General features: G+C 60.7%; 18 protein-coding genes and 1 pseudogene. 8 read left to right on the top strand and 11 right to left on the bottom strand.

All coding sequences use genetic code 11. The features are described from left to right. Nucleotides 1-56: 56 nt before the first annotated feature. From gyrB to AC1Z3V_RS17115, 5 genes are all read right to left on the bottom strand, one after another. Complete coding sequence (gene gyrB, locus AC1Z3V_RS17135) at nt 57-2,492, bottom strand: DNA topoisomerase (ATP-hydrolyzing) subunit B (protein ID WP_483500586.1); 2,436 nt, start codon at nt 2,490-2,492, stop codon at nt 57-59. Nucleotides 2,493-2,627: 135 nt separating this feature from the next. Continuing rightward, nucleotides 2,628-3,005, bottom strand: coding sequence for a helix-turn-helix domain-containing protein (locus AC1Z3V_RS17130; RefSeq protein ID WP_429818803.1), 378 nt, complete (start codon nt 3,003-3,005; stop codon nt 2,628-2,630). Beyond that, entirely contained in the window at nt 3,002-3,568 is a 567-nt protein-coding gene (locus tag AC1Z3V_RS17125; protein ID WP_429818805.1) for a Smr/MutS family protein, read from the bottom strand. Before AC1Z3V_RS17125 ends, AC1Z3V_RS17130 begins: the two co-directional genes overlap by 4 nt. Next, nucleotides 3,561-4,664 (bottom strand): murein transglycosylase A, encoded by a 1,104-nt coding sequence (gene mltA / locus AC1Z3V_RS17120; protein WP_483500584.1) that lies wholly within the window; start codon nt 4,662-4,664, stop codon nt 3,561-3,563. The genes AC1Z3V_RS17125 and mltA overlap by 8 nt, the downstream gene beginning before the upstream one ends. Nucleotides 4,665-4,679: 15 nt before the next feature. Then, nucleotides 4,680-5,384: a Tim44/TimA family putative adaptor protein gene (locus AC1Z3V_RS17115; RefSeq protein WP_429818888.1), complete on the bottom strand. Its 705-nt coding sequence runs from the start codon at nt 5,382-5,384 to the stop codon at nt 4,680-4,682. A gap of 235 nt (nt 5,385-5,619) precedes the next feature. Between AC1Z3V_RS17115 and AC1Z3V_RS17110 the strand changes: the two genes are divergently transcribed. Continuing rightward, a complete protein-coding gene (locus tag AC1Z3V_RS17110; protein WP_483500582.1) occupies nt 5,620-6,126 on the top strand; it encodes an FxsA family protein in 507 nt (168 codons plus the stop codon). Between the two features lie 170 nt (nt 6,127-6,296). Next, on the top strand, nt 6,297-6,800 hold the full coding sequence (gene secB, locus AC1Z3V_RS17105) for a protein-export chaperone SecB (protein ID WP_429818811.1): 504 nt from the start codon (nt 6,297-6,299) through the stop codon (nt 6,798-6,800). A gap of 159 nt (nt 6,801-6,959) precedes the next feature. Here the strand turns inward: secB and AC1Z3V_RS17100 are convergent. From AC1Z3V_RS17100 to AC1Z3V_RS17075, 6 genes and pseudogenes are all read right to left on the bottom strand, one after another. Next, nucleotides 6,960-8,330, bottom strand: a pseudogene (locus AC1Z3V_RS17100) (IS1182 family transposase). 86 nt (nt 8,331-8,416) lie between these two features. Then, nucleotides 8,417-9,121: a DNA polymerase III subunit epsilon gene (gene dnaQ, locus AC1Z3V_RS17095; protein WP_483500581.1), complete on the bottom strand. Its 705-nt coding sequence runs from the start codon at nt 9,119-9,121 to the stop codon at nt 8,417-8,419. Then, entirely contained in the window at nt 9,114-9,710 is a 597-nt protein-coding gene (coaE, locus tag AC1Z3V_RS17090; RefSeq protein WP_483500580.1) for a dephospho-CoA kinase, read from the bottom strand. Before coaE ends, dnaQ begins: the two co-directional genes overlap by 8 nt. Continuing rightward, nucleotides 9,710-10,567 (bottom strand): shikimate dehydrogenase, encoded by an 858-nt coding sequence (locus AC1Z3V_RS17085; protein ID WP_483500578.1) that lies wholly within the window; start codon nt 10,565-10,567, stop codon nt 9,710-9,712. The genes coaE and AC1Z3V_RS17085 overlap by 1 nt, the downstream gene beginning before the upstream one ends. Further along, entirely contained in the window at nt 10,560-11,159 is a 600-nt protein-coding gene (locus AC1Z3V_RS17080; RefSeq protein WP_483500576.1) for a Maf-like protein, read from the bottom strand. The genes AC1Z3V_RS17085 and AC1Z3V_RS17080 overlap by 8 nt, the downstream gene beginning before the upstream one ends. A 143-nt stretch (nt 11,160-11,302) precedes the next feature. Beyond that, nucleotides 11,303-12,124, bottom strand: coding sequence for a pyruvate, water dikinase regulatory protein (locus tag AC1Z3V_RS17075; RefSeq protein WP_429818822.1), 822 nt, complete (start codon nt 12,122-12,124; stop codon nt 11,303-11,305). 407 nt (nt 12,125-12,531) lie between these two features. On the opposite strand from AC1Z3V_RS17075, the gene hemE reads away from it, so the two are divergent. The 6 genes from hemE to rsmG all read left to right on the top strand — a co-directional run bounded on the left by hemE (nt 12,532) and on the right by rsmG (nt 19,883). After that, on the top strand, nt 12,532-13,563 hold the full coding sequence (hemE, locus tag AC1Z3V_RS17070; RefSeq protein ID WP_483500574.1) for a uroporphyrinogen decarboxylase: 1,032 nt from the start codon (nt 12,532-12,534) through the stop codon (nt 13,561-13,563). Further along, entirely contained in the window at nt 13,560-14,102 is a 543-nt protein-coding gene (gene hemJ, locus AC1Z3V_RS17065) for a protoporphyrinogen oxidase HemJ (RefSeq protein WP_429818826.1), read from the top strand. The genes hemE and hemJ overlap by 4 nt, the downstream gene beginning before the upstream one ends. Nucleotides 14,103-14,296: 194 nt before the next feature. Beyond that, on the top strand, nt 14,297-15,562 hold the full coding sequence (rho, locus tag AC1Z3V_RS17060; RefSeq protein ID WP_089044254.1) for a transcription termination factor Rho: 1,266 nt from the start codon (nt 14,297-14,299) through the stop codon (nt 15,560-15,562). Between the two features lie 370 nt (nt 15,563-15,932). Beyond that, on the top strand, nt 15,933-17,261 hold the full coding sequence (gene mnmE, locus AC1Z3V_RS17055) for a tRNA uridine-5-carboxymethylaminomethyl(34) synthesis GTPase MnmE (protein ID WP_483500572.1): 1,329 nt from the start codon (nt 15,933-15,935) through the stop codon (nt 17,259-17,261). 100 nt (nt 17,262-17,361) lie between these two features. Continuing rightward, nucleotides 17,362-19,245 carry a tRNA uridine-5-carboxymethylaminomethyl(34) synthesis enzyme MnmG gene (mnmG, locus tag AC1Z3V_RS17050; protein ID WP_483500570.1) on the top strand — a complete coding sequence of 628 codons (1,884 nt, stop codon included), beginning with the start codon at nt 17,362-17,364 and terminating at the stop codon, nt 19,243-19,245. Next, complete coding sequence (rsmG, locus tag AC1Z3V_RS17045; RefSeq protein ID WP_483500568.1) at nt 19,242-19,883, top strand: 16S rRNA (guanine(527)-N(7))-methyltransferase RsmG; 642 nt, start codon at nt 19,242-19,244, stop codon at nt 19,881-19,883. Before mnmG ends, rsmG begins: the two co-directional genes overlap by 4 nt. Nucleotides 19,884-19,885: the final 2 nt, after the last annotated feature.

Below are 19,885 nucleotides of genomic sequence, written 5' to 3'. Positions count from 1 at the left end.
AAAATCCCGGTGCCGCGCGGCACCGGGATCCCAATCGGCAATGATTTTCGGAAAGATCAGATGTCGAGGTTGGCGACGCTCAGCGCGTTTTCCTGGATGAAATCGCGGCGCGGCTCGACCTCGTCGCCCATCAGGCGCGAGAACAGGCCGTCAGCATCGGTCGCATCGGCGACCCGGACCTGCAGCAACGAGCGGACGTTCGGGTCGAGCGTCGTTTCCCAGAGCTGCTCGGCGTTCATTTCACCGAGGCCCTTGTAGCGCTGCATCGACAGGCCCTTGCGGCCAGCCGCGAAAATGGCGTCGAGAAGCGCACGCGGTCCGCTGATCTCCTGCGTGCCGTCGCGGCGACGCAGGACGGGCGGGGCGGCATAGACTTCCTTGAGCTTGGCGGTGAGCTGGTCGATGTAACGGGCATCGGACGAGCCGATCAGCGCCATGTCGAGCACGGCGACTTCCTTGACGCCGCGAACCATGCGCTCGAGGCGGAGACCGCCTTCGGCCGTGACCGCACCGGTCCAGCCGCGTTCGGTTTCCTCGGCGATCACGTCGAGGCGACGGGCAACTTCCGCGGCGACCGCCTCGTAGGCGTCGCGCTGGCCGTTGAGCTCGACATTCAGCGCTCCGGCAATCGCTGCCTGTTCGACGATGGAGCGGTTGTAGCGCGAGTGCAGCCCGTTCATCAGATTGCGCAGGCGGAGCGCGTCGTTGATGACTTCGCGCAGATCCTGGCCGGCGCGAACTTCGCCCGATTCCAGCTCCAGCGTCGCTTCTTCCAGGCCCATCGTGATCAGGTAGTCTTCCAGCGCCTGCTCGTTCTTGAGGTACTGGGCCGACTTGCCGCGCGTCACCTTATAGAGCGGCGGCTGGGCGATATAGAGATGGCCGCGCTCGATCAGCTCCGGCATCTGACGGAAGAAGAAGGTGAGCAGCAGGGTGCGGATATGGGCGCCGTCGACGTCGGCGTCCGTCATGATGATGATCTTGTGGTAGCGCAGCTTGTCGGCGTTGAACTCGTCCTTGCCGATCGAGGTGCCGAGCGCGGTGATCAGCGTGCCGATTTCCTGGCTCGACAGCATCTTGTCGAAGCGGGCGCGTTCGACGTTGAGGATCTTGCCGCGAAGCGGCAGGATCGCCTGGTTTTCGCGCGAACGGCCCTGTTTGGCGGAGCCGCCTGCCGAGTCCCCTTCCACCAGGAAGAGTTCGGACTTGGCCGGATCGCGCTCGGAGCAGTCGGCAAGCTTTCCGGGCAGCGACGAGATGTCGAGCGCACCCTTGCGGCGCGTCAGTTCGCGGGCCTTGCGGGCGGCCTCGCGGGCAGCAGCCGCTTCGACCACCTTGCCGACGAGGATCTTGGCTTCGCTCGGATGTTCCTCGAACCAGGTGCTGAGCGCTTCGTTGACGAGGCTTTCGACCACCGGACGCACTTCCGACGATACCAGCTTGTCCTTCGTCTGCGACGAGAACTTCGGGTCCGGAACCTTGACCGAAAGAACGGCCGTCAGGCCCTCGCGGCAGTCCTCGCCCTGGAGCGTGACCTTTTCCTTTTTCGTGATGCCCGAGGAATCCGCGTAGGAGGTAACCTGCCGCGTCAGCGCCGCGCGGAAACCGGCCATGTGGGTGCCGCCGTCGCGCTGCGGGATGTTGTTGGTGAAGCAGAGCACGTTTTCGTGGTAGCTGTCGTTCCACCACATGGCGACTTCGACGGTGATGCCGTCCTTCTCGCCACGAATGGCAACCGGCTTATGCACCAGCGGCTTCTTGGCACGGTCGAGATAGGCGACGAAGGCTTCAAGGCCGCCGTCGTACATCATCTCGTCCTGGCGAATGTCGGAATGGCGCTTGTCCGTCAACATGATGCGGACGCCGGAGTTCAGGAAGGCGAGTTCGCGCAGACGGTGTTCCAGGGTCGAGTAGTCGAACTCGGTCTTGGAGAAGGTCTCGGCGCTCGGCAGGAAGGTCACTTCGGTGCCGGTCGCGTCGCCTGCGTCCCCGGTCACCGCAAGCGGAGCATCGGCGACACCGTGAGTAAAGCTCATCTCGTGGATCTTGCCGGAACGGCGGATCTTCAACTTCAGCGAAACCGACAGCGCGTTGACCACCGACACGCCGACGCCGTGCAGACCGCCCGAGACCTTGTAGGAGTTCTGGTCGAACTTACCGCCGGCGTGCAACTGGGTCATGATGACCTCGGCCGCCGAGACGCCTTCCTCCTTGTGGATGGCGGTCGGGATACCGCGGCCGTTGTCGGTCACCGTCACCGATCCGTCCGGATTGAGCGCCACCGTGACGATGTCGGCATGACCGGCGAGCGCCTCGTCGATCGCGTTGTCGACGACTTCGTAGACCATGTGATGCAGACCGGAGCCGTCGTCCGTGTCGCCGATATACATGCCAGGCCGCTTGCGCACGGCATCCAGGCCCTTCAGCACCTTGATGGAATCGGCACCATATTCGGCGCTGGCGCCGGTTTCGGTCTCAGGAATATCGGTCATTCAGCTACGGGTCTTTCCAGGTTCTTCGGACATGGTGATTCGTTGCGAATCACGTCTCGGACGCCTCGTGGACTATAGAAAATTTGTCCACGGTTCCAAATCCCGGACCGCCAGGCAGCGGCCGGAAACAGGCATTCATCCCCTGTCATTATCAGGAAATGTGGCTTTTTCCAAAACATCTTCCAGGGCGCGGATCGTCTCTGGCGACAAAGCGCGGATTTGCTCGCTGAGCCGGTTGGCAAATGCCGTGTGCTCCGGCGTCAGGCCCGACGTGTCCAGCACGACTTTCGGGGCGGAGACGTTGGCGATACGGAACAATTCCTCCGCCTCATCCCAGATGACGTTGAAATAGCCTGCCACCCGCTGGAGAAAATCGAAACTCGGCGCACCGCGCTTTCCGTGTTCGAGCGCTGAGAGATAGGCGGCAGAAACGTTGAGCGCCGCCGCCATCTGTTTCTGCGACACGCCCTTCCTGCGCCTGAGTTCGCGCAGCGCCTCGCCGAAGGGCGTCATATCGCGCTCCCGCGGGTACGGGCCAATCGAACGTAGAGAGCGCCTTCTCCGCCATGGTTGCGGGCAGCCTGCTCATAGGAGGAGATCAGCGGCCGGAACTCAGGCAGGGAGAACCAAAGCGGCACAGCCCGTTTCAAAGCGCCGTCGCTACCGAACGAGGTGCCCTTACCGGTAATGACGAGCACATGGCGCAGCCCCCGCTCATGCGCCCTCAGAAGAAACTGCAGCAGCAAGCCATGCGCTTCGCTCTGGATCATGCCGTGCAGGTCGATCCGCGCCTCGAGTGTCAGGCGCCCCTTGGCAAGCTTGCGCTTGACCGGCTGCTCAAGCGGATGATGCACTTTCTCGCCCGGCCTTTTCGTCAGCGTGATGCCCGGCGGCTCGACGGTACCGGTCGGTTTCTGTTGCTGCTTGGCTTTCGGTTCTTCCTGCGGTTTTGGCTGTTCGTCCTCGGCCAACATCTCCATCAGGTCGTCGAGCCGGCCCGGCATCGGTCTCGTCGAGCGGGCAACCTTGCCCCAGAGAATGCGATCTTCGGACGAAAGCTTCTTTTCCTTAGGCATGGCCGTATCGTGCCGCGGCAGCCCTGGGAACAAAGACATAAAAATCCGCCGCATTGCGGACTGCGCCGGCCCGTTCGCCAGCCTCGAAGCCGGAACCGGTGAAGATGTCACCGCGCGCCGGCCCAACGATCGCCGAACCCGTGTCGAGCGCCAGCATCAGGCGCTGGAAGGGCTTTCCGTCGTCGAGGCGCGTCAGGCTCTCGCTCGCGATATAAAAGGGCACGCCGAAAGTGTGGATCAGGCGATCCACCGCCAAGGAACGTCCCGGCTCGAGCGAAACCTTGGCAGCGGCGATCGGACCCAGGTGCTCGTCCTCGACCGCGGCCTCACGGAAGAAGATGAACGACCGGTTGTGCCAGAGCACTTCATCGACGTCGTCCGGGTGCGCCTCCAGCCAGGCACGGATGCTCATCATCGAGACGGTCGCGGCATCGATCTTGCCGCGCTCAATTAGCAATTTGCCGACCGGCGAGAAATAGTGTCCGGTCTTGGCAGCATAGGTCACGCGACGGCGCGAACCGTCCGGGAAAACGAGCCGCGCAGCACCCTGCACATGCACGAAAAAAACATCGACCTTGGATTTTGCATAGGCAATTTCCAGGCCGCGGCCAGTCAAATAGCCCTGTTCGATGGCCCGCCTGTCCGGATACTCGCTGATCCGGTCACCGTCAGAAAGGCCAAAGGCGAAATAGGGATCCATGCCGTCGGGTCGGTTGCTGTCATCGATATCGACCAGGTCGTCCGGCCGGCGATAAAGCGGATAACGATAGGTTTCGTTCGCTTCAGCACGGACTTCGATTTCCGGTTCGTAGAACGCGGTCACGAATCCGGAACCGGCGTCCGGGCCGATCAGAAACGGCACGAAGTGCTTCTCGAAAAATGCCCGCGCGCCTTCAGCCGTATCGATGTCCGCCGACGAGGCCGAGAGAGCCGGCATCAGATCATCGACCGAGATCCCGAGCGAACCGGTGCGATAGGGCTTGACCGTCGAGACGTGCTTCTGACAGCGGCGCATCGCCTCGATCACCTTGGTCGGGTTGTCGTCCCGCCAGCCGGGAAGATCGTCGAAACTGACGGGTTCAAGTCGAAAGGACATGGCAGCCCCGCCCGCTCAGTTTTCGGATTCGGTGGCGATTAGCTTCCAGTTTGGATCCCGCGAACGGATGTCGCGCGCAAAGGTCCAGAGATCGTTGACCTCGGCAACCGACTCGGCATCGCCGTCGATCAGGCCACCCTGCTTGTCATAGGTCGCCGAAATCAGCTGGCTGACGATGCGCACCGTGATGTTTTCTTCGCTGTCCTTCACTTCGGCGTGAATGATGTCCGCCTTGTCGATGCCGACAAAGGTGGACTTGACGACTTCCCCCTTGCGCTCGCGGTCGGTGATCGCCGCGTCGAAGCCTTCATAGACCTCGCGGGACAGCAGGTTCTTCAGCGTCTTGCGGTCGCCGTCAGCAAAAGCCATGACGATCATCTCATAGGCCATCTTCGCGCCGTGGACGAATTCCTTGGGATCGAAGCTCGGATCAGCGTCGCTCAGCGATCGAAGCTGGGTATTCAGTGTCGTACCCGCCTTGGCGAAGGTATCGATCGATTCGTATCGCCCCGCTTCTTCGTCCGCGTTCTCGCGTCGCGGCAACTGTACGACTTTGCCCTTGTCACCGCTTTCCGGCCCCTGGCTCATGTCACGCGGCGAGTAGGGATCGAACGGCGGCCGTTCGTTTCCTGTCCGGCGGCCCAAGACGCTGCGCAGCTGCAGGAAAATGACCACCGCGGCGATCAGGAAAAAAAACGTGATGAAGTCGAAGGAGCCCATTTCCACCCGGAACCGCTGTTAGATTTTCTCGTGGCTATTTCCATATAGTCCGCAAGAATAGATCATTCAAATGGCGATGTCCGCACCCTTACGGCGCCGAGCGTCTTTTAAGATGCGCAAAGATCGCTGTGGTACCTCGGAGTTGCTGCATGCTTTTGCCTGATATCGGAGACGATTTGAGGAAACATGCGGTAGAAGGGGATGTGATACCAGGTTTCATTTTCGGGCAGCATTGATGCGATCATTTCTTATTCCCCTCGTCATCCTCGGGCTCCCGCTCGCCGAGATCGCCGGTTTCGTCGTCGTCGGCCGAGAGATCGGGCTTTTGATGACGCTGCTTCTGGTGCTTGCAAGCGCATTTGTGGGTGTGATCCTGCTCAGAGTCCAGGGATTTACCGTCATCCGCAGGATGCAGGATGCCACCCGCACCGGCAGCGATCCGGGCCGGGAGGTGATCGGCGGCGCCTTGCTTTTCGTCGCAGCGATCCTGCTCATCGTGCCGGGCTTCGTCAGCGACGTGATCGGGCTCCTCCTGTTTCTGCCCTTTGTCCGGAATGGCGTGGCCGCCTACCTGCGCAAGCGGATGACGATCCTGACCGCGGCATCCGGGGCGAACTGGTACCCACAAAACGACCCGCGGGAGCCACGGCCCTCGCCACGCGTCATCGACCTCGACGAAGGCGAATTCTCGCGGACGGACGACGAGGATCCGCCGCAAAATGGCGATCGCCATCGCCCCTAACCAAAAAATGCGCAAACGGCACTCCGTCGCCCACATTCTGGAGCATATTCCCGGCTTCTCGGTTTGGAGCAAAGGCACACGTATCCGGCCGAACGCGCCGAGTCCGCAGGGTTGTAAGCCCTAGGCCGAAATGCTAGATGGCCTCACCGAATTGATGTCGAGGAACCCTTATGACGACTGATACCGCATCCAACGGCAACGGCAGCGCGCAGCAGAGCCCGTCGCTGAACATCCTCGCCCAGTATATCAAGGACCTTTCCTTCGAAAACCCGGGCGCTCCGCGTTCGCTGCAGGCTCGTGACAAGGCGCCGTCGATCAACATCAACGTCAATGTCAACGCCAACCCGCTCGCAGAGAACGATTTCGACGTCGTTCTGTCGCTGAATGCCGAAGCCAAGGACGGCGAACGCGTTCTCTTCAACGTCGAGCTGGCCTATGGCGGCGTCTTCCGCGTTGCCGGTTTCCCGCAGGAGCACATGCTGCCGCTGCTCTTCATCGAGTGCCCGCGCCTGCTGTTCCCGTTCGCGCGCCAGATCGTTGCCGACGCGACACGCAACGGTGGCTTCCCGCCGCTGATGATCGACCCGATCGACTTCGCGCAGATGTTCGCGCAGCGCATGGCCGAAGAAAAGGTCCGTGCCCAGGTTTCGAACTCGAACGAAACCGCGAACTGATCGAAATCCAGAACGCTGGAACAAAGAAGCCCGGCTCATGCCGGGCTCAGACCGCTGACAAACCCGTCGATATTTTCGGCGGGTTTTGTTTTTGTTTGTGGGGGGCATCGAGCGAAGGTGGCCGGTCGGGTTCGAAGGGCACGAGCGCGGCGGCTTGGCTCACGCCAGCGCTGGTTTCGGCGCTTTGGTCAGCGCCAAGGCGATCTTCTTGATGTTCTGGGCGGCTGCGGCCAGCAGGCATTGGCATGTGACTTTGACGAGGCCGCGGAAGCGGGCACAGCGGTGGCCATGCAGTTGCTTGGCGTCGGCGAAGGAGCGCTCCACCGTCTCCTTGCGCCGCTTGTAGACCGCCTTGCCCCAAGGGGTCAGCCGGTGGGCGTCGGTGCGCTCGCGCGCGTCGGCCCAGACATGGCGGGTGACGGTGCGCACGGCCTTGACGTTGCCGGTGCAGGAGGCCAGCAGCGGGCAGTCGCAGCAGGTTGTGGGATCGGAGGTATAGTGGCGGTAGCCGTTGCGGTCGGTGGTGGCGTAGGTCAGAAGCTGACCCTCGGGGCAGCGGTAGCCATCCTGCCCGTGGTCGTAGACGAACTTCGACTTGCGCATCATGCCGGGCCTGGGCGGCGTCGGGTTGCGGTAGCCGGTGACGCCGTGGATGGCGCGGTCTTCCAGCCCCCTGGCGATACCGGCGGTGGCATAGCCGGCATCGAGCCCGACCGCCCCAACCGCGAAGCCGAAGCGGTCGCGTTGGCGGTCCAATCGGTTGAGATAGACGATCGAATCGTGCACGTTGGCCGGTGTGGCAAAGGTGTCGGTGATGATCGCGTGGCGGCCGTCCACCGTGCGGTGATCGAGATAGAAGAAGCCCTTCGGCTTGTCCTCGCGCACCATGTAGCCACTGTCGGGGTCGGTGCGCGACACCTTGGTCTCCTTCACCTCGGGTTCGCGCTCTTTCTCCTTCAACGGCTTCTGGCCGTGCAAGGCGCGTTCCGCATCGATCGCCCGGTCGAGATCGGCCCAGTAGTCGGAGCGCGACTTCTCGATCATCTACAAATCGTATTTACCCTTGTTGGCATTGGCCTTCAGATGGGTCGAGTCGGTATAGAGCACCGTACCATCGACCAGCCCATGGGCGATCGCTTGGCTGACGATGTGGTCGAAGATGTCTTGCGCCACCGACGTATCGTTGAAACGCCGCCGCCGGTTCTGCGACAGCGTCGAGGCGTCGAACACCCCAGCGGTCAGCTTCAGCCGCAGGAACCAGCGATAGGCGACATTGACCTCGATCTCGCGCACCAGCTGGCGCTCGGAGCGGATGCCGAACATGTAGCCGATGAACAGCGCCTTGAACATCAAGGTCGGATCAAGCGGCGGACGACCGTTGTCGGCGCAATAAAGCCCGGCAACCCGATCATGGATGAAGGAAAAGTCGATCACCGCATCGATCCGACGCAGCAGGTGATCCTTCGGGACCAGCTGCTCCAGCGTCACCATCTCAAGCGCGGTCTGTTCGGGGCCGGGTTTCTTCAACATGACCCAAGGAATCAAAAACCCCCGGCAAACGCCAGGGGTTTGTCAGCAGTCTGAGCCCGGCTCATGCCGGGCTTTTTTGATGCCCGTTATTCCTGGGGTTCGTATTTTGCCCAGATTGCCTTGGCGCCGATCTTCGCAATCAGCGCGGCGTGCGCCGCAAGATCGTCCTCCGACAGCCGGCTCGGCAGCGGACGCGGACGCTGACTGATGACAATCGGCGCATCGTCGAGTTCGATCGACTGCCCCGCCGATTTCGTCGAGACAAGGCCGAGCGCAGCCTGCCGACCGCCGATCATCTCGATATAGACTTCGGCAAGCAGTTCGGAGTCGAGAAGAGCGCCGTGTTTCGCGCGGTGTGAATTGTCGATGCCGTAACGACGGCAAAGCGCATCGAGCGAGTTCGGCCCCATCGGGTGCTTGCGGCGAGCAAGCGCCAAGGTGTCCGTCACCCGATCGACGGCGATTGGCGGCAATCCCAGACGGGCGAACTCGGCGTTGACGAAGCCCATGTCGAAGGTGGCGTTGTGCGCGACCCAACGCGCATCTCCGAAGAAATCGAGGATCTCGTCGACGACATCGGCAAAGGGCGGTTTGTCCTTCAGGAATTCGTCGGTGATGCCGTGGATGGCGAGCGCATCCGGGTGAACCTTGCGGCTGCCGGGATTGATGAAAATGTGCAGCGTGCGGCCGGTCGGAAACTGATTTTCGAGTTCGACACCGCCGATTTCGATCACGCGGTCCTCGCGATTGTCGAGGCCCGTCGTTTCCGTATCGAAGATGATCTCACGCATCCGTGTCTCCGTTGTTGGCTGCGAGTTCGTCGACGACGGCCTTCACCTGGCTGCGGGTGACGTCGAAACTGTCGCTGGTATCGATGATGTAGTCGGCGCGTTTACGCTTTTCGCTGTCGGGCACCTGCCGTGCAAGGATCATCGCGAGTTTTTCCTCGGTCATTCCCGGGCGCTTCAACGCTCTTTCGCGCTGGAGTTCGGCCGAGCAGGTGACCACCACCACGCGGTCGACCCGCTTTTCCGCGCCCGTTTCAAACAGCAGCGGAATGTCCAGGACGACAAAAGGCGCGGCCGCGTTTTTCGTTAGGAACTCCTGCTCCTTCTTGTGCACGAGCGGATGGACGATGGCCTCAAGTTCGGGCAGCCGTCCAGGCGCCTCCATGAGCTGGCGTGACAGTTCTGCGCGATCGACCTCGCCGTCTTTCGTCGTTCCGGGAAAGGCGGCTTCGACCGGCGCAACCGCCTCGCCGCGATAAAGTTCGTGCACGACCTCGTCGGCATCGTTCACCGGAACGCCGAAATCACGGAACATCTGGGCCGTCGTCGACTTGCCCATGGCGATCGATCCTGTCAGACCGAGGATAATCATCAGTGCCTTTCCATGTCATCGATGATGAGTTGTCGAAGCGCGGCATCGACCGTCGGCCGACAGCCAAACCAGAGCTCGAAGCCGGGCACGGCCTGATGCAGAAGCATGCCCAGACCGTCGACGATCGCGAAACCTTGCGCCTCCGCCTGGGCCAGGATCGGCGTCTTCAGCGGAACATAGACAATATCCGTCACGACGGCGCTGGAAGCCATGACGCCGAAATCGATCGCCGGCGCTTCGCTGCCATCCATGCCAAGGGAAGTGGTGTTGATGAACAGGCCTGCGCCCGCCATCACCTCCTTGAGCGCGCCCATAGGATGCGCTTCGACCGATGGTCCGAAACGATCGGCGAGCTCCTTCGCCCGCTCGACCGTCCGATTGACGACATGGACCGTCTTGATGCCGCGATCACGGACCGCCTGGATGATCGCGCGGCTGGCGCCGCCGGCGCCGAGGACAACGGCGGTCGACGTCTTGTCCCAACCGACGGCCCGCTCATCGAGATTGGCAACGAAGCCGCGGCCATCGGTGTTGGTGGCGCGAACCTCTCCGTCTTCAACCCATAGCGTATTGGCGGCGCCGAGCTCCTGGCTCAGCTCATCGGGTCTATCCGCCAGGCGACAGGCGAGTTCCTTGTGCGGGATGGTGACATTGCCGCCGCAGAAGCCGGATGTTCCGTCCTTGAGGCTTGCAATGAAGGCGGCGAAATCGTCCGGCTTGACCTCATAGGCGCGGTAGCTGCCGGGCAGTCCGAACTGTTTCAGCCAATAGCCGTGGATAAGCGGCGACCGGGAATGCTTGATCGGGTAGCCGGTGACGAAGGCGTGGTTAACAAATGTTTCACGTGAATCACGCATCGATCGTTCCCAGTTCACGAAGTTTGGCGAGCAGCGGCAGCATCGGAAGACCGAGGATGGTGAAATAGTCGCCCTCGATCTTTTCGAAGAGCTGGATCCCCTCGCCTTCCAGCTGATAGGCGCCGACACTCGAAAGTGCCTTTTCGCCGACACGCTCCAGGTGGCGCCTGACGAAGTCTGCCGTCAGCGGCCGCACGGTCATATGAGCGGACGAGACGTGCCGCCAGACAACCTCTTCGCCGCGCAGAAGCACGATGGCGCTGTTCAGGCGATGGGTCTTGCCGGACAGCGAAAGCAGATGCTGCGCCGCCTCCGCCATGTCCCTCGGCTTGTGATAGACCCGCTCTTCCAAGGACATGGTCTGGTCCGAGCCGATCACCAGCGCGTCGTCGAAATGCCTGATAACGTCGCGCGCCTTTGCCTCCGCCAGCGCGAGCGCCACGGTTTCGGGTGCAGCACCGGCATCTTCGAGCGGCTTTTCCAGCGCACGCTCATCGATCTTGGCTGCCTTCGCCACGAAAACGAGGCCGGCATTTTCCAGGAGCGCACGGCGAAACGGGCTTGCCGAGGCCAGGACGAGCAAAGGATTCATCAAGCAGGTTCCCGTATTGTTCGATTCGGGTAGATCACGTGATTTTGGGGTCGGCTCGACCCAAAATCATAAACGTGATCGATTTTTACAAGTGAGAGCGGGATGGCGGGCGGAAAACCGCAAACACTTTTCCTCATCCCGCTCTAACGCAGACGCGGACGCAGGGCAACGATAGCGGCCGCTGTTTCCTCGATCGAACGGCGGGTAACATCGATGACCGGCCAATTGTTGCGGGCGCAGAGTGACCGGGCATATTTCAGTTCCTCGGTAATCGAGGCCTTGTCCGTATATTGATCGCCGTGGAACCCTTGCGTCGTTCCCAGCACCCGATGCTGGCGCACTTGTGAAATGCGGTCGGCGGTAGCGATTAGGCCGACGACAAGCGGCTTCGTCGCCTCCATCAATCTGTCAGGCAACGGCACGCCCGGGACGATCGGAATGTTGGCGGTCTTGATGCCGCGGTTGGCGAGATAGATGCTCGTCGGCGTCTTCGATGTCCGGCTGATGCCGACGAGAACGACATCGGCCTCGTCGAAATCGGCGGGCAACTGACCGTCGTCGTGGTCCATCGTAAAGTTGAGCGCATCGATACGGGCGAAGTATTCGGCATCCATTACATGCTGGGCGCCGGAGCGACGGCGCGAGGGCGATCCCAGATAGGACTGGAAGAGGTCGATGATCGGGTCGAGCACCGAGACACAAGGGACGCCCATGTCGCGGCAACGCCGGTCGATGACATCGGCGAGTTCGCGGTCGACAATCGTGTAGAGCACGATGCCGGGCGCGCCATCGATCGCGTCGAGAACCTGCATCAACTGTTTGCGGTTGCGGATCAGCGGATAGACATGTTCCAGCGCATGGGAACTCTGAAATTGAGCGGCTGCGGCGCGCCCAGCGGCGATCAGAGTCTCGCCGGTCGAGTCCGAAATCAGGTGAAGGTGGAAGTAGTTTTTCTTGTTCTCCACGCAATTCTCCTGGTGCTGTTGATAAGCCGGGATGAAGAACAGCTAACGACGCGGTGCCGATCCAGGCAAGTGGAAAACAGCCGACTTATTCACAATTGGCGCAGCCGCGGAAAATGCTCCGCGGCAAATGTGGAAAAGACTCGCGGCGATGACAAAGTGTCACGCGTATCAACCGTTTGTCCACAAGCCCGGCCAAAATCTCTGCGCCGCTAATCGACTGAATCAAAAGGCCTTTATTCGCCTATCTGCACTGTTTTTTCAGATGGCGCGGTTGTTGTCCCGGCGCACGTCATCCCGATCCGCAACCGTGGACAAGTTGGTGCGTTGTTTTAATCCTTGATACCCACCGACTCTAAGAAATAGAAACCTTCTAAATATCTTTGATTTTAGATTGGGAGAGATGATCCGTGACCGAAACGCGCAGAAAGGTTCTGGAGGTTTTGGCAGGGAAGACGGTGTCTCCTCCTCCGATCTGGCTCATGCGCCAAGCCGGCCGCTACCTGCCGGAATACAGGGCAACGCGGGCAAAGGCCGGAAGCTTCCTCGATCTCTGTTACACGCCGGATCTCGCAGTCGAGGTGACGCTGCAGCCGATCCGTCGATATGCTTTCGATGCCGCCATTCTCTTCTCCGATATCCTGGTCATTCCGGATGCTCTGAAACGCAATGTGCGCTTCGAGGAAGGTCATGGGCCGCGAATGGATCCGATCGATGTCGACGGCATCCTTCGCCTGAAGCCTGAGGGCATCGCTGAGCACCTCCAGCCGGTCTTCGAGACGGTGTCGCGGTTGCGCGACGAACTCCCCGGAGAAACGACGCTGCTCGGCTTCTGTGGCGCTCCCTGGACGGTTGCGACCTATATGATCGCCGGACACGGAACACCGGACCAGGCCCCTGCCCGTCTCTTTGCCTACCGCAACCCGGAAGCCTTCGATCACCTGCTGTCTTTCCTTGCGGATGTCTCGGCCGATTATCTCGTGCGGCAGATCGATGCCGGCGCCGATGCGGTGCAGATCTTCGATTCCTGGGCGGGGGTTCTCGGCGAGGAAGAATTCGCCCGTTATGCGGTCAAGCCGGTTCGGCGGATGATCGCTTCGGTCCGGGCGCAACGGCCGAACGCGAAGATCATCGCCTTTGCGAAAGGCGCCGGTCAGTTGCTGAAGACCTATCGCCAGGCGACGGGCGCCGATGCCATCGGCCTCGACTGGACCGTGCCGCTTTCCTTCGCGAAGGATCTGCAGAAGGAGGGGCCGGTGCAGGGCAACCTCGATCCGATGCGGGTCGTTGCGGGCGGCGCGGCGCTCGAGGAAGGCATCGACCGTATTCTCGATGCGCTTGGCCATGGACCACTGATCTTCAACCTCGGCCACGGCATCACGCCGCAGGCCGATCCGGACCACGTCTCGGCGCTGGTTGCCCGGGTCCGCGGAGCGAAATGATGGCGGAGAAGCAGACCGATCAGGCGCCCGGCAACAGGGCTCGGCTAAGAGCAGCGATTGCGCTCAGCGCTTTCGCAGCGCTTCTTGTCGGTCTGTTCGTCTGGCAGCCGGATGATCTCTATCTCTGGATCAAGGCGCTGCACGTCATCGCAGTCATGTCCTGGATGGCGGCCCTTCTCTACATGCCACGCCTCTTCATCTATCACACGGACGCCGAGCCGGGCTCGGCGCAGTCGGAAACCTTCAAGATGATGGAGATGCGGCTCCTGAAGGTCATCATGAACCCGGCGATGATGATCTCCTGGGTGCTCGGGCTCTACCTCGCCTGGAGCGTCTACGGCTTCCAGGGCGGCTGGCTGCATGCCAAGCTCCTGTTCGTGGTGCTGCTGACGGGTGTCCATATGCGCTTCAGCCGAGCCGTTCGCGAATTCCAGCGTGACGAAAACAAGCACGATGCGCGCTATTGGCGGCTGATGAACGAGGCCCCGACACTGCTGATGATTCTCATCGTGATCATGGTCGTGGTGAAGCCGTTCTGAATTTAATCGATTTGTGGTTTGCAATAGTCGTTTCTAATTTGCGACAGCCCCTTGCGGGGTTTCACGTGAATCGCTATTTTCTGCCATCTCCTCTTCATGGCTTGTGACAAAGACAAGAGCCTGCCTCTTCCAGCCGCAGCTCCCCAACGAATACTCGCCATCTCTCCATTACCCATACCAAACATGGATCCTTCATGGCTGAAATGAAGCTACAAGAACTCAAGAACAAGACGCCGACCGATCTGCTCGCCTTTGCCGAGGAGCTCGAGGTCGAAAACGCCAGCACGATGCGCAAGCAGGAGCTGATGTTCGCGATCCTCAAGATGCTTGCCGCACAGGACATCGAAATCATCGGTGAAGGCGTCGTTGAAGTCCTGCAGGATGGGTTCGGCTTTCTCCGTTCCGCGAATGCAAACTACCTTCCCGGTCCCGACGACATCTATATCTCGCCTTCCCAGATCCGCCGATTCTCCTTGAAGACCGGCGACACGGTCGAGGGTCCGATCCGCGGACCGAAGGAAGGCGAACGCTACTTCGCCCTGCTCAAAGTCAACACCATCAATTTCGACGATCCGGAAAAGATCCGTCACAAGGTTCACTTCGATAACCTGACGCCGCTCTATCCGAACGAGCGCTTCAAGATGGAACTCGACGTTCCGACGTCGAAGGACCTCTCGGCCCGCGTCATCGACCTGGTGGCGCCGCTTGGCAAAGGCCAGCGTGGCCTGATCGTCGCACCGCCGCGCACCGGTAAGACTGTTCTCCTGCAGAACATCGCCCATTCGATCACCGCCAACCATCCGGAATGCTATCTGATCGTTCTCCTGATCGACGAGCGTCCGGAAGAAGTGACGGACATGCAGCGCTCGGTAAAGGGCGAAGTCGTTTCGTCGACCTTCGACGAGCCGGCAACCCGCCACGTCCAGGTTGCCGAAATGGTGATCGAAAAGGCGAAGCGCCTTGTCGAACATGGCCGCGACGTCGTCATCCTGCTCGACTCGATCACCCGCCTCGGCCGCGCCTACAACACGGTTGTTCCGTCATCGGGCAAGGTCCTGACCGGCGGTGTCGACGCCAATGCCCTGCAGCGTCCGAAGCGCTTCTTCGGTGCCGCCCGTAACATCGAAGAAGGCGGCTCGCTGACGATCATCGCGACTGCGCTCATCGATACCGGCAGCCGCATGGACGAAGTCATCTTCGAAGAATTCAAGGGTACCGGTAACTCGGAAATCGTGCTCGACCGCAAGGTGGCCGACAAGCGCATCTTCCCGGCGATGGACATCCTCAAGTCCGGTACGCGTAAGGAAGACCTGCTGGTGCCGCGCCAGGATCTGCAGAAGATCTTCGTACTCCGCCGCATTCTGGCGCCGATGGGTACGACCGACGCGATCGAATTCCTCATCGACAAGCTCAAGCAGACGAAGAACAACGGCGACTTCTTCGACTCGATGAACACGTAAGACGCGGTCGATATCCGATATCAGAGACCGGCCGACCTACTCGGCCGGTTTTGTATTCCAAAAAGCTTAGCCGGATTCACATCAGACATCGATTCGGTTTCGCAACAATCCGGATCATCTGGATCTCGATGCCGCGATTGCTTTCGGCTGATTCACGTGAAACATGCCGATGCCATGCAACTCGCGCGTAGCAGCACCTTGATATTTCAACGCCGTTTCGGCATAAGCTCCCCCCACCCGTTGAGATATAGTTTTCATTCTGCGTGAGCCTGCTCCGCGAAATCAAACGATCCGGTCCCGAACTTCGACGATCCCTATTGTTTCGACCAGCGAAGCGCATAGCTGCTCTCGTGGTATTTCAGGTGAGCCAATGACAGCGATGCACACGATATATGGGCTTTCCAGCGGGGCTCTGCCCGCTGGCGTCGCGGTTGTGCGTGTCAGCGGCCAGCACACTGCGGCGGTCCTACAGGCATTGTGCGGCGACGTGCCGCCGCCGCGGACAGCGACACTCAAGTCGATTCGGACCCGCAACGGTCTTGTGATCGATAGCGGCCTAGTTCTCTATTTTCGCGGACCTGCCTCCTTCACCGGCGAGGATTGCGCCGAGTTTCAGATCCATGGCGGCCGCGCTGCAGTGAACGCCCTGCTCGAAGAACTCTCCCAGTTCGAGAGCTTGCGGCACGCCGAAGCGGGCGAGTTTTCGCGGCGCGCCTTCCAGAACGGTAAGCTGGACTTGGTGGAAGTCGAGGGCCTCGCCGACCTGATCGTTGCCGAGACCGAAATGCAGCGCCGCCTGGCGATCGAACATTCGGGCGGCGGGCAATCGAAGGTGTACGCGGCCTGGGCGAAACGCCTCACGCATGCGCGGGCGATGATCGAGGCCGAACTCGATTTTGCCGACGAGGACGATGTGCCGGGTTCGGTGAGCGACCGCATCTGGCAGGACATGTCGATGCTGGCAAAGGAGATCGCTGCCCACATCGCTGATGCGCCGCTCGCCGAGATCATCCGCGACGGGTTGAAGATCGTCATCGCCGGTGAGCCGAACGCCGGCAAGTCGAGTTTGCTCAACGCACTGGCGCAGCGGGATATTGCCATCGTCACGGAAATCGCCGGGACCACGCGCGACGTGCTCTCGGTCGACCTTTCATTAGCCGGATTCTCCGTCAAACTCTATGACACCGCGGGGTTGCGTGAAACCGACGAACGCGTCGAGCAAGAGGGTATCCGTCGCGCACGAGAAGTTATCGAGCGGGCGGATCTGATCCTCCTCCTGTCGGAGTCCGTGGGCGGTTTTGAGTCTTTGTCCGAAATTGCCGCTGACGGCATGCCCGTCTTGCGAGTGGCAACAAAGATCGATCAGCCGGACCGGCGGTGGTCTCCCGATGCGGCCGACGTTTTCATCTCGACCAGGACGGGTGAAGGCATGGATCGCCTATTGGATGCGATCGCCAGACATCTACCCGACCTCAGCGGCCGGACCGCACTCGCTTTGCCGTCGCGGCGCCGCCATGTCGATAGCCTGCGGCAAGCGCTGCGGGCGATCGAAGCGAGCTTGGCGGGGGAGCATTATGGTCTCGACATCCGAGCTGAACAGCTTCGTCTTGCAGGGGATGCCATCGGGCGAATTACCGGCCGGGTGGATGTCGAGAACCTTTTGGATGTGATATTTTCCGAATTCTGTATCGGAAAATAGTCTGTGGAAACAACGATGCAACGTTTGCGAGTCCTTCGTTGTGTTTCACGTGAAACGATTCGTGCCGGCGCGAAGCGCTGCTGGCTTGGAGATATGAACAATGATCCAGTATGACGTCATCGTCATTGGCGGCGGCCACGCGGGCTGCGAGGCGGCAGCAGCGGCTGCGCGTCTCGGCGCCAATACTGCATTGATTACCCACAAGGCGTCGACCATCGGCGTAATGTCCTGCAACCCGGCGATCGGTGGATTGGGCAAGGGTCATCTGGTGCGAGAGATCGACGCGATGGATGGCCTGATGGGCCGCGTCGCCGACGCTGGCGGCATTCAGTTTCGCCTCCTCAACCGGCGCAAGGGCCCCGCTGTTCGAGGTCCGCGCACCCAGGCCGACCGGCGCCTCTATCGCGAAGCCATGCAACGCGAGATCGCCGCCATCGCCAACCTCACGGTTATCGAGGGCGATGCGTTCGACCTCGTCGAGGCCGACGGAAAAGTCAGCGGCGTCGTGATGAAGGACGGGCGCTCGTTTGTATCAAAGTCCGTGGTCTTGACGACTGGCACTTTCCTGAAGGGTCTGATCCACATTGGCGATCAAAAGATCCCGGCCGGCCGCGTTGGCGAAGAACCATCGGTTGGTCTTTCCGGGACTCTGCTGCGCTATGGTCTGAAGCTCGGTCGTTTGAAGACCGGCACGCCGGCACGCCTCGATGGACGCACGATCGACTGGGGTCGTGTCGGGAGGCAGGGGCCGGACGAGGATCCTGTGCCCTTCTCCTTTATGACCGACTACATAGTTAACCGCCAGATTGATTGCGGTGTGACGCGCACGACGGAGGCGACGCACAAGATCATCGCCGACAATATCGGCAAGTCGGCCATGTATTCGGGTCAAATCGAAGGTGTCGGTCCGCGTTATTGCCCGTCGATCGAAGACAAGATCGTTCGCTTTGGCGAGCGTGACGGTCATCAGATCTTCCTGGAGCCGGAGGGCCTCGACGATGACACCATCTATCCGAACGGGATTTCGACGTCGCTGCCTGCCGATATCCAAGAGGCGTTCATTCGAACGGTTCCCGGGTTGGAGAATGTGACGATCCTGCAGCCCGGCTATGCCATTGAGTATGACCATGTAGATCCGCGTGAATTGAATGCGACACTGGCGGTGCGCAAGATGCCTGGTCTGTTTCTGGCGGGGCAGATCAACGGAACGACCGGCTACGAGGAAGCTGGCGCGCAAGGATTGGTCGCCGGTTTGAATGCTGCTTTGCTTGCGACCGGACGGCCAGAGGTGATCTTCAGCCGCACCAATTCCTATATCGGCGTCATGATCGACGACCTGACGTCGCGCGGCATCACTGAACCCTATCGCATGTTCACGTCTCGCGCGGAGTACCGCTTGTCGCTCCGCGCCGACAATGCCGATGCGCGTCTGACACCGTTGGCGATGGAGCTCGGCTGCATCTCCGACGCGCGCCGTGATCGGTTTGTCGACTGGCGCGCTCAGTTCGATGACGGCCGGGAGCTGTTGAAGAGCCTTTCGGTGACACCGGCGGAAGGCAATCGCCATGGCCTCAAGCTGAACCAGGATGGCCAGCGGCGCACTGCCTTTGAGATCCTCTCCTATCCGGAGCAGTCGATCGCTGCCCTGCTGCCGATCTGGCCGGAGCTGTCGTCGATTGGCTCGCGGGTAGTCGAGGCGCTGGAGATCGATGCTGCCTATGCCGTCTATATGGACCGCCAAGCGGCGGACATAGCCGGCATTCGTCGGGAGGAAAATCTGGTCATTCCCGACGGCTTTGACTTCGACAAATTGTCGGGTTTGTCCAATGAGCTGAAGCAGAAGCTGAAGCAGCAGGCACCGCGAAATCTGGCGCAGGTGATGAAGGTCGACGGCATGACGCCGGCCGCGGCGTCGCTGATTCTTGCCTGGTTGAAGCGCCAGAACGGAACCGTAGAACGCGAAGAAAAGGCAAGTGCACAATGAAAACGACTCCCGTCGATGTGTTGAACGGACTGCGTGTTTCACGTGAAACGAATGAACGCCTGGAGCATTTTGCCCGCCTCTTTCAGAAATGGGCGAAGTCGATCAATCTCGTGGCGCCCTCAACGATCGAGGATCTGTGGCGCCGTCATATCGTTGACAGCCTGCAGCTTGCGCAACTGTCGCCCGAGCCAAAGACTTGGGTCGATCTCGGCAGCGGTGGCGGCTTTCCGGGTGTCATTACGGCGATCTATCTCTCGGAGTTCGCTGACGGCTGGGTGCATCTCGTCGAAAGCAACAACAAGAAGGCCGCATTTTTGCGAGTCGCTTTGGCCGAAACGGGCGCACGTGGCTCCGTTCATCCGATTCGGATCGAAGAAGCTGGAAAGGTGATTCCGCAAGCCGACGCAGTTTCGGCACGCGCATTGGCCGATTTGACGCTGTTGCTCGACTATTCGGCGCCGTGGTTGCTGGCCGATGAGCGCAAAACGGTCGCCTACTTCCACAAAGGGCGGGATTACCAGCGTGAAATTGACAAAGCCGTTGGCCGCTATCAATTCGATCTGGTAAAACATCCAAGCGTCGTCGAGCCGGATTCTGTTGTGCTCGAGATCGCAAATCTGTCACGCAAGGTTCAGTGATC

It is taken from the genome of Ensifer sp. 38_S197, from assembly GCF_056924495.1.
The sequence above is the reverse complement of the archived record's forward strand: the minus strand, read 5'-3'. Positions and strand labels throughout refer to the sequence as shown.

Bases quoted from the DNA above. Each gene is read 5' to 3' on its own strand.
- gyrB (WP_483500586.1), bottom strand. From the start codon at position 2,492: ATGACCGATATTCCTGAGACCGAAACCGGCGCCAGCGCCGAATATGGT.
- AC1Z3V_RS17130 (WP_429818803.1), bottom strand. From the start codon at position 3,005: ATGACGCCCTTCGGCGAGGCGCTGCGCGAACTCAGGCGCAGGAAGGGC.
- AC1Z3V_RS17125 (WP_429818805.1), bottom strand. From the start codon at position 3,568: ATGCCTAAGGAAAAGAAGCTTTCGTCCGAAGATCGCATTCTCTGGGGC.
- mltA (WP_483500584.1), bottom strand. From the start codon at position 4,664: ATGTCCTTTCGACTTGAACCCGTCAGTTTCGACGATCTTCCCGGCTGG.
- AC1Z3V_RS17115 (WP_429818888.1), bottom strand. From the start codon at position 5,384: ATGGGCTCCTTCGACTTCATCACGTTTTTTTTCCTGATCGCCGCGGTG.
- AC1Z3V_RS17110 (WP_483500582.1), top strand. From the start codon at position 5,620: ATGCGATCATTTCTTATTCCCCTCGTCATCCTCGGGCTCCCGCTCGCC.
- secB (WP_429818811.1), top strand. From the start codon at position 6,297: ATGACGACTGATACCGCATCCAACGGCAACGGCAGCGCGCAGCAGAGC.
- dnaQ (WP_483500581.1), bottom strand. From the start codon at position 9,121: ATGCGTGAGATCATCTTCGATACGGAAACGACGGGCCTCGACAATCGC.
- coaE (WP_483500580.1), bottom strand. From the start codon at position 9,710: ATGATTATCCTCGGTCTGACAGGATCGATCGCCATGGGCAAGTCGACG.
- AC1Z3V_RS17085 (WP_483500578.1), bottom strand. From the start codon at position 10,567: ATGCGTGATTCACGTGAAACATTTGTTAACCACGCCTTCGTCACCGGC.
- AC1Z3V_RS17080 (WP_483500576.1), bottom strand. From the start codon at position 11,159: ATGAATCCTTTGCTCGTCCTGGCCTCGGCAAGCCCGTTTCGCCGTGCG.
- hemJ (WP_429818826.1), top strand. From the start codon at position 13,560: ATGATGGCGGAGAAGCAGACCGATCAGGCGCCCGGCAACAGGGCTCGG.
- rho (WP_089044254.1), top strand. From the start codon at position 14,297: ATGGCTGAAATGAAGCTACAAGAACTCAAGAACAAGACGCCGACCGAT.
- mnmE (WP_483500572.1), top strand. From the start codon at position 15,933: ATGACAGCGATGCACACGATATATGGGCTTTCCAGCGGGGCTCTGCCC.
- mnmG (WP_483500570.1), top strand. From the start codon at position 17,362: ATGATCCAGTATGACGTCATCGTCATTGGCGGCGGCCACGCGGGCTGC.
- rsmG (WP_483500568.1), top strand. From the start codon at position 19,242: ATGAAAACGACTCCCGTCGATGTGTTGAACGGACTGCGTGTTTCACGT.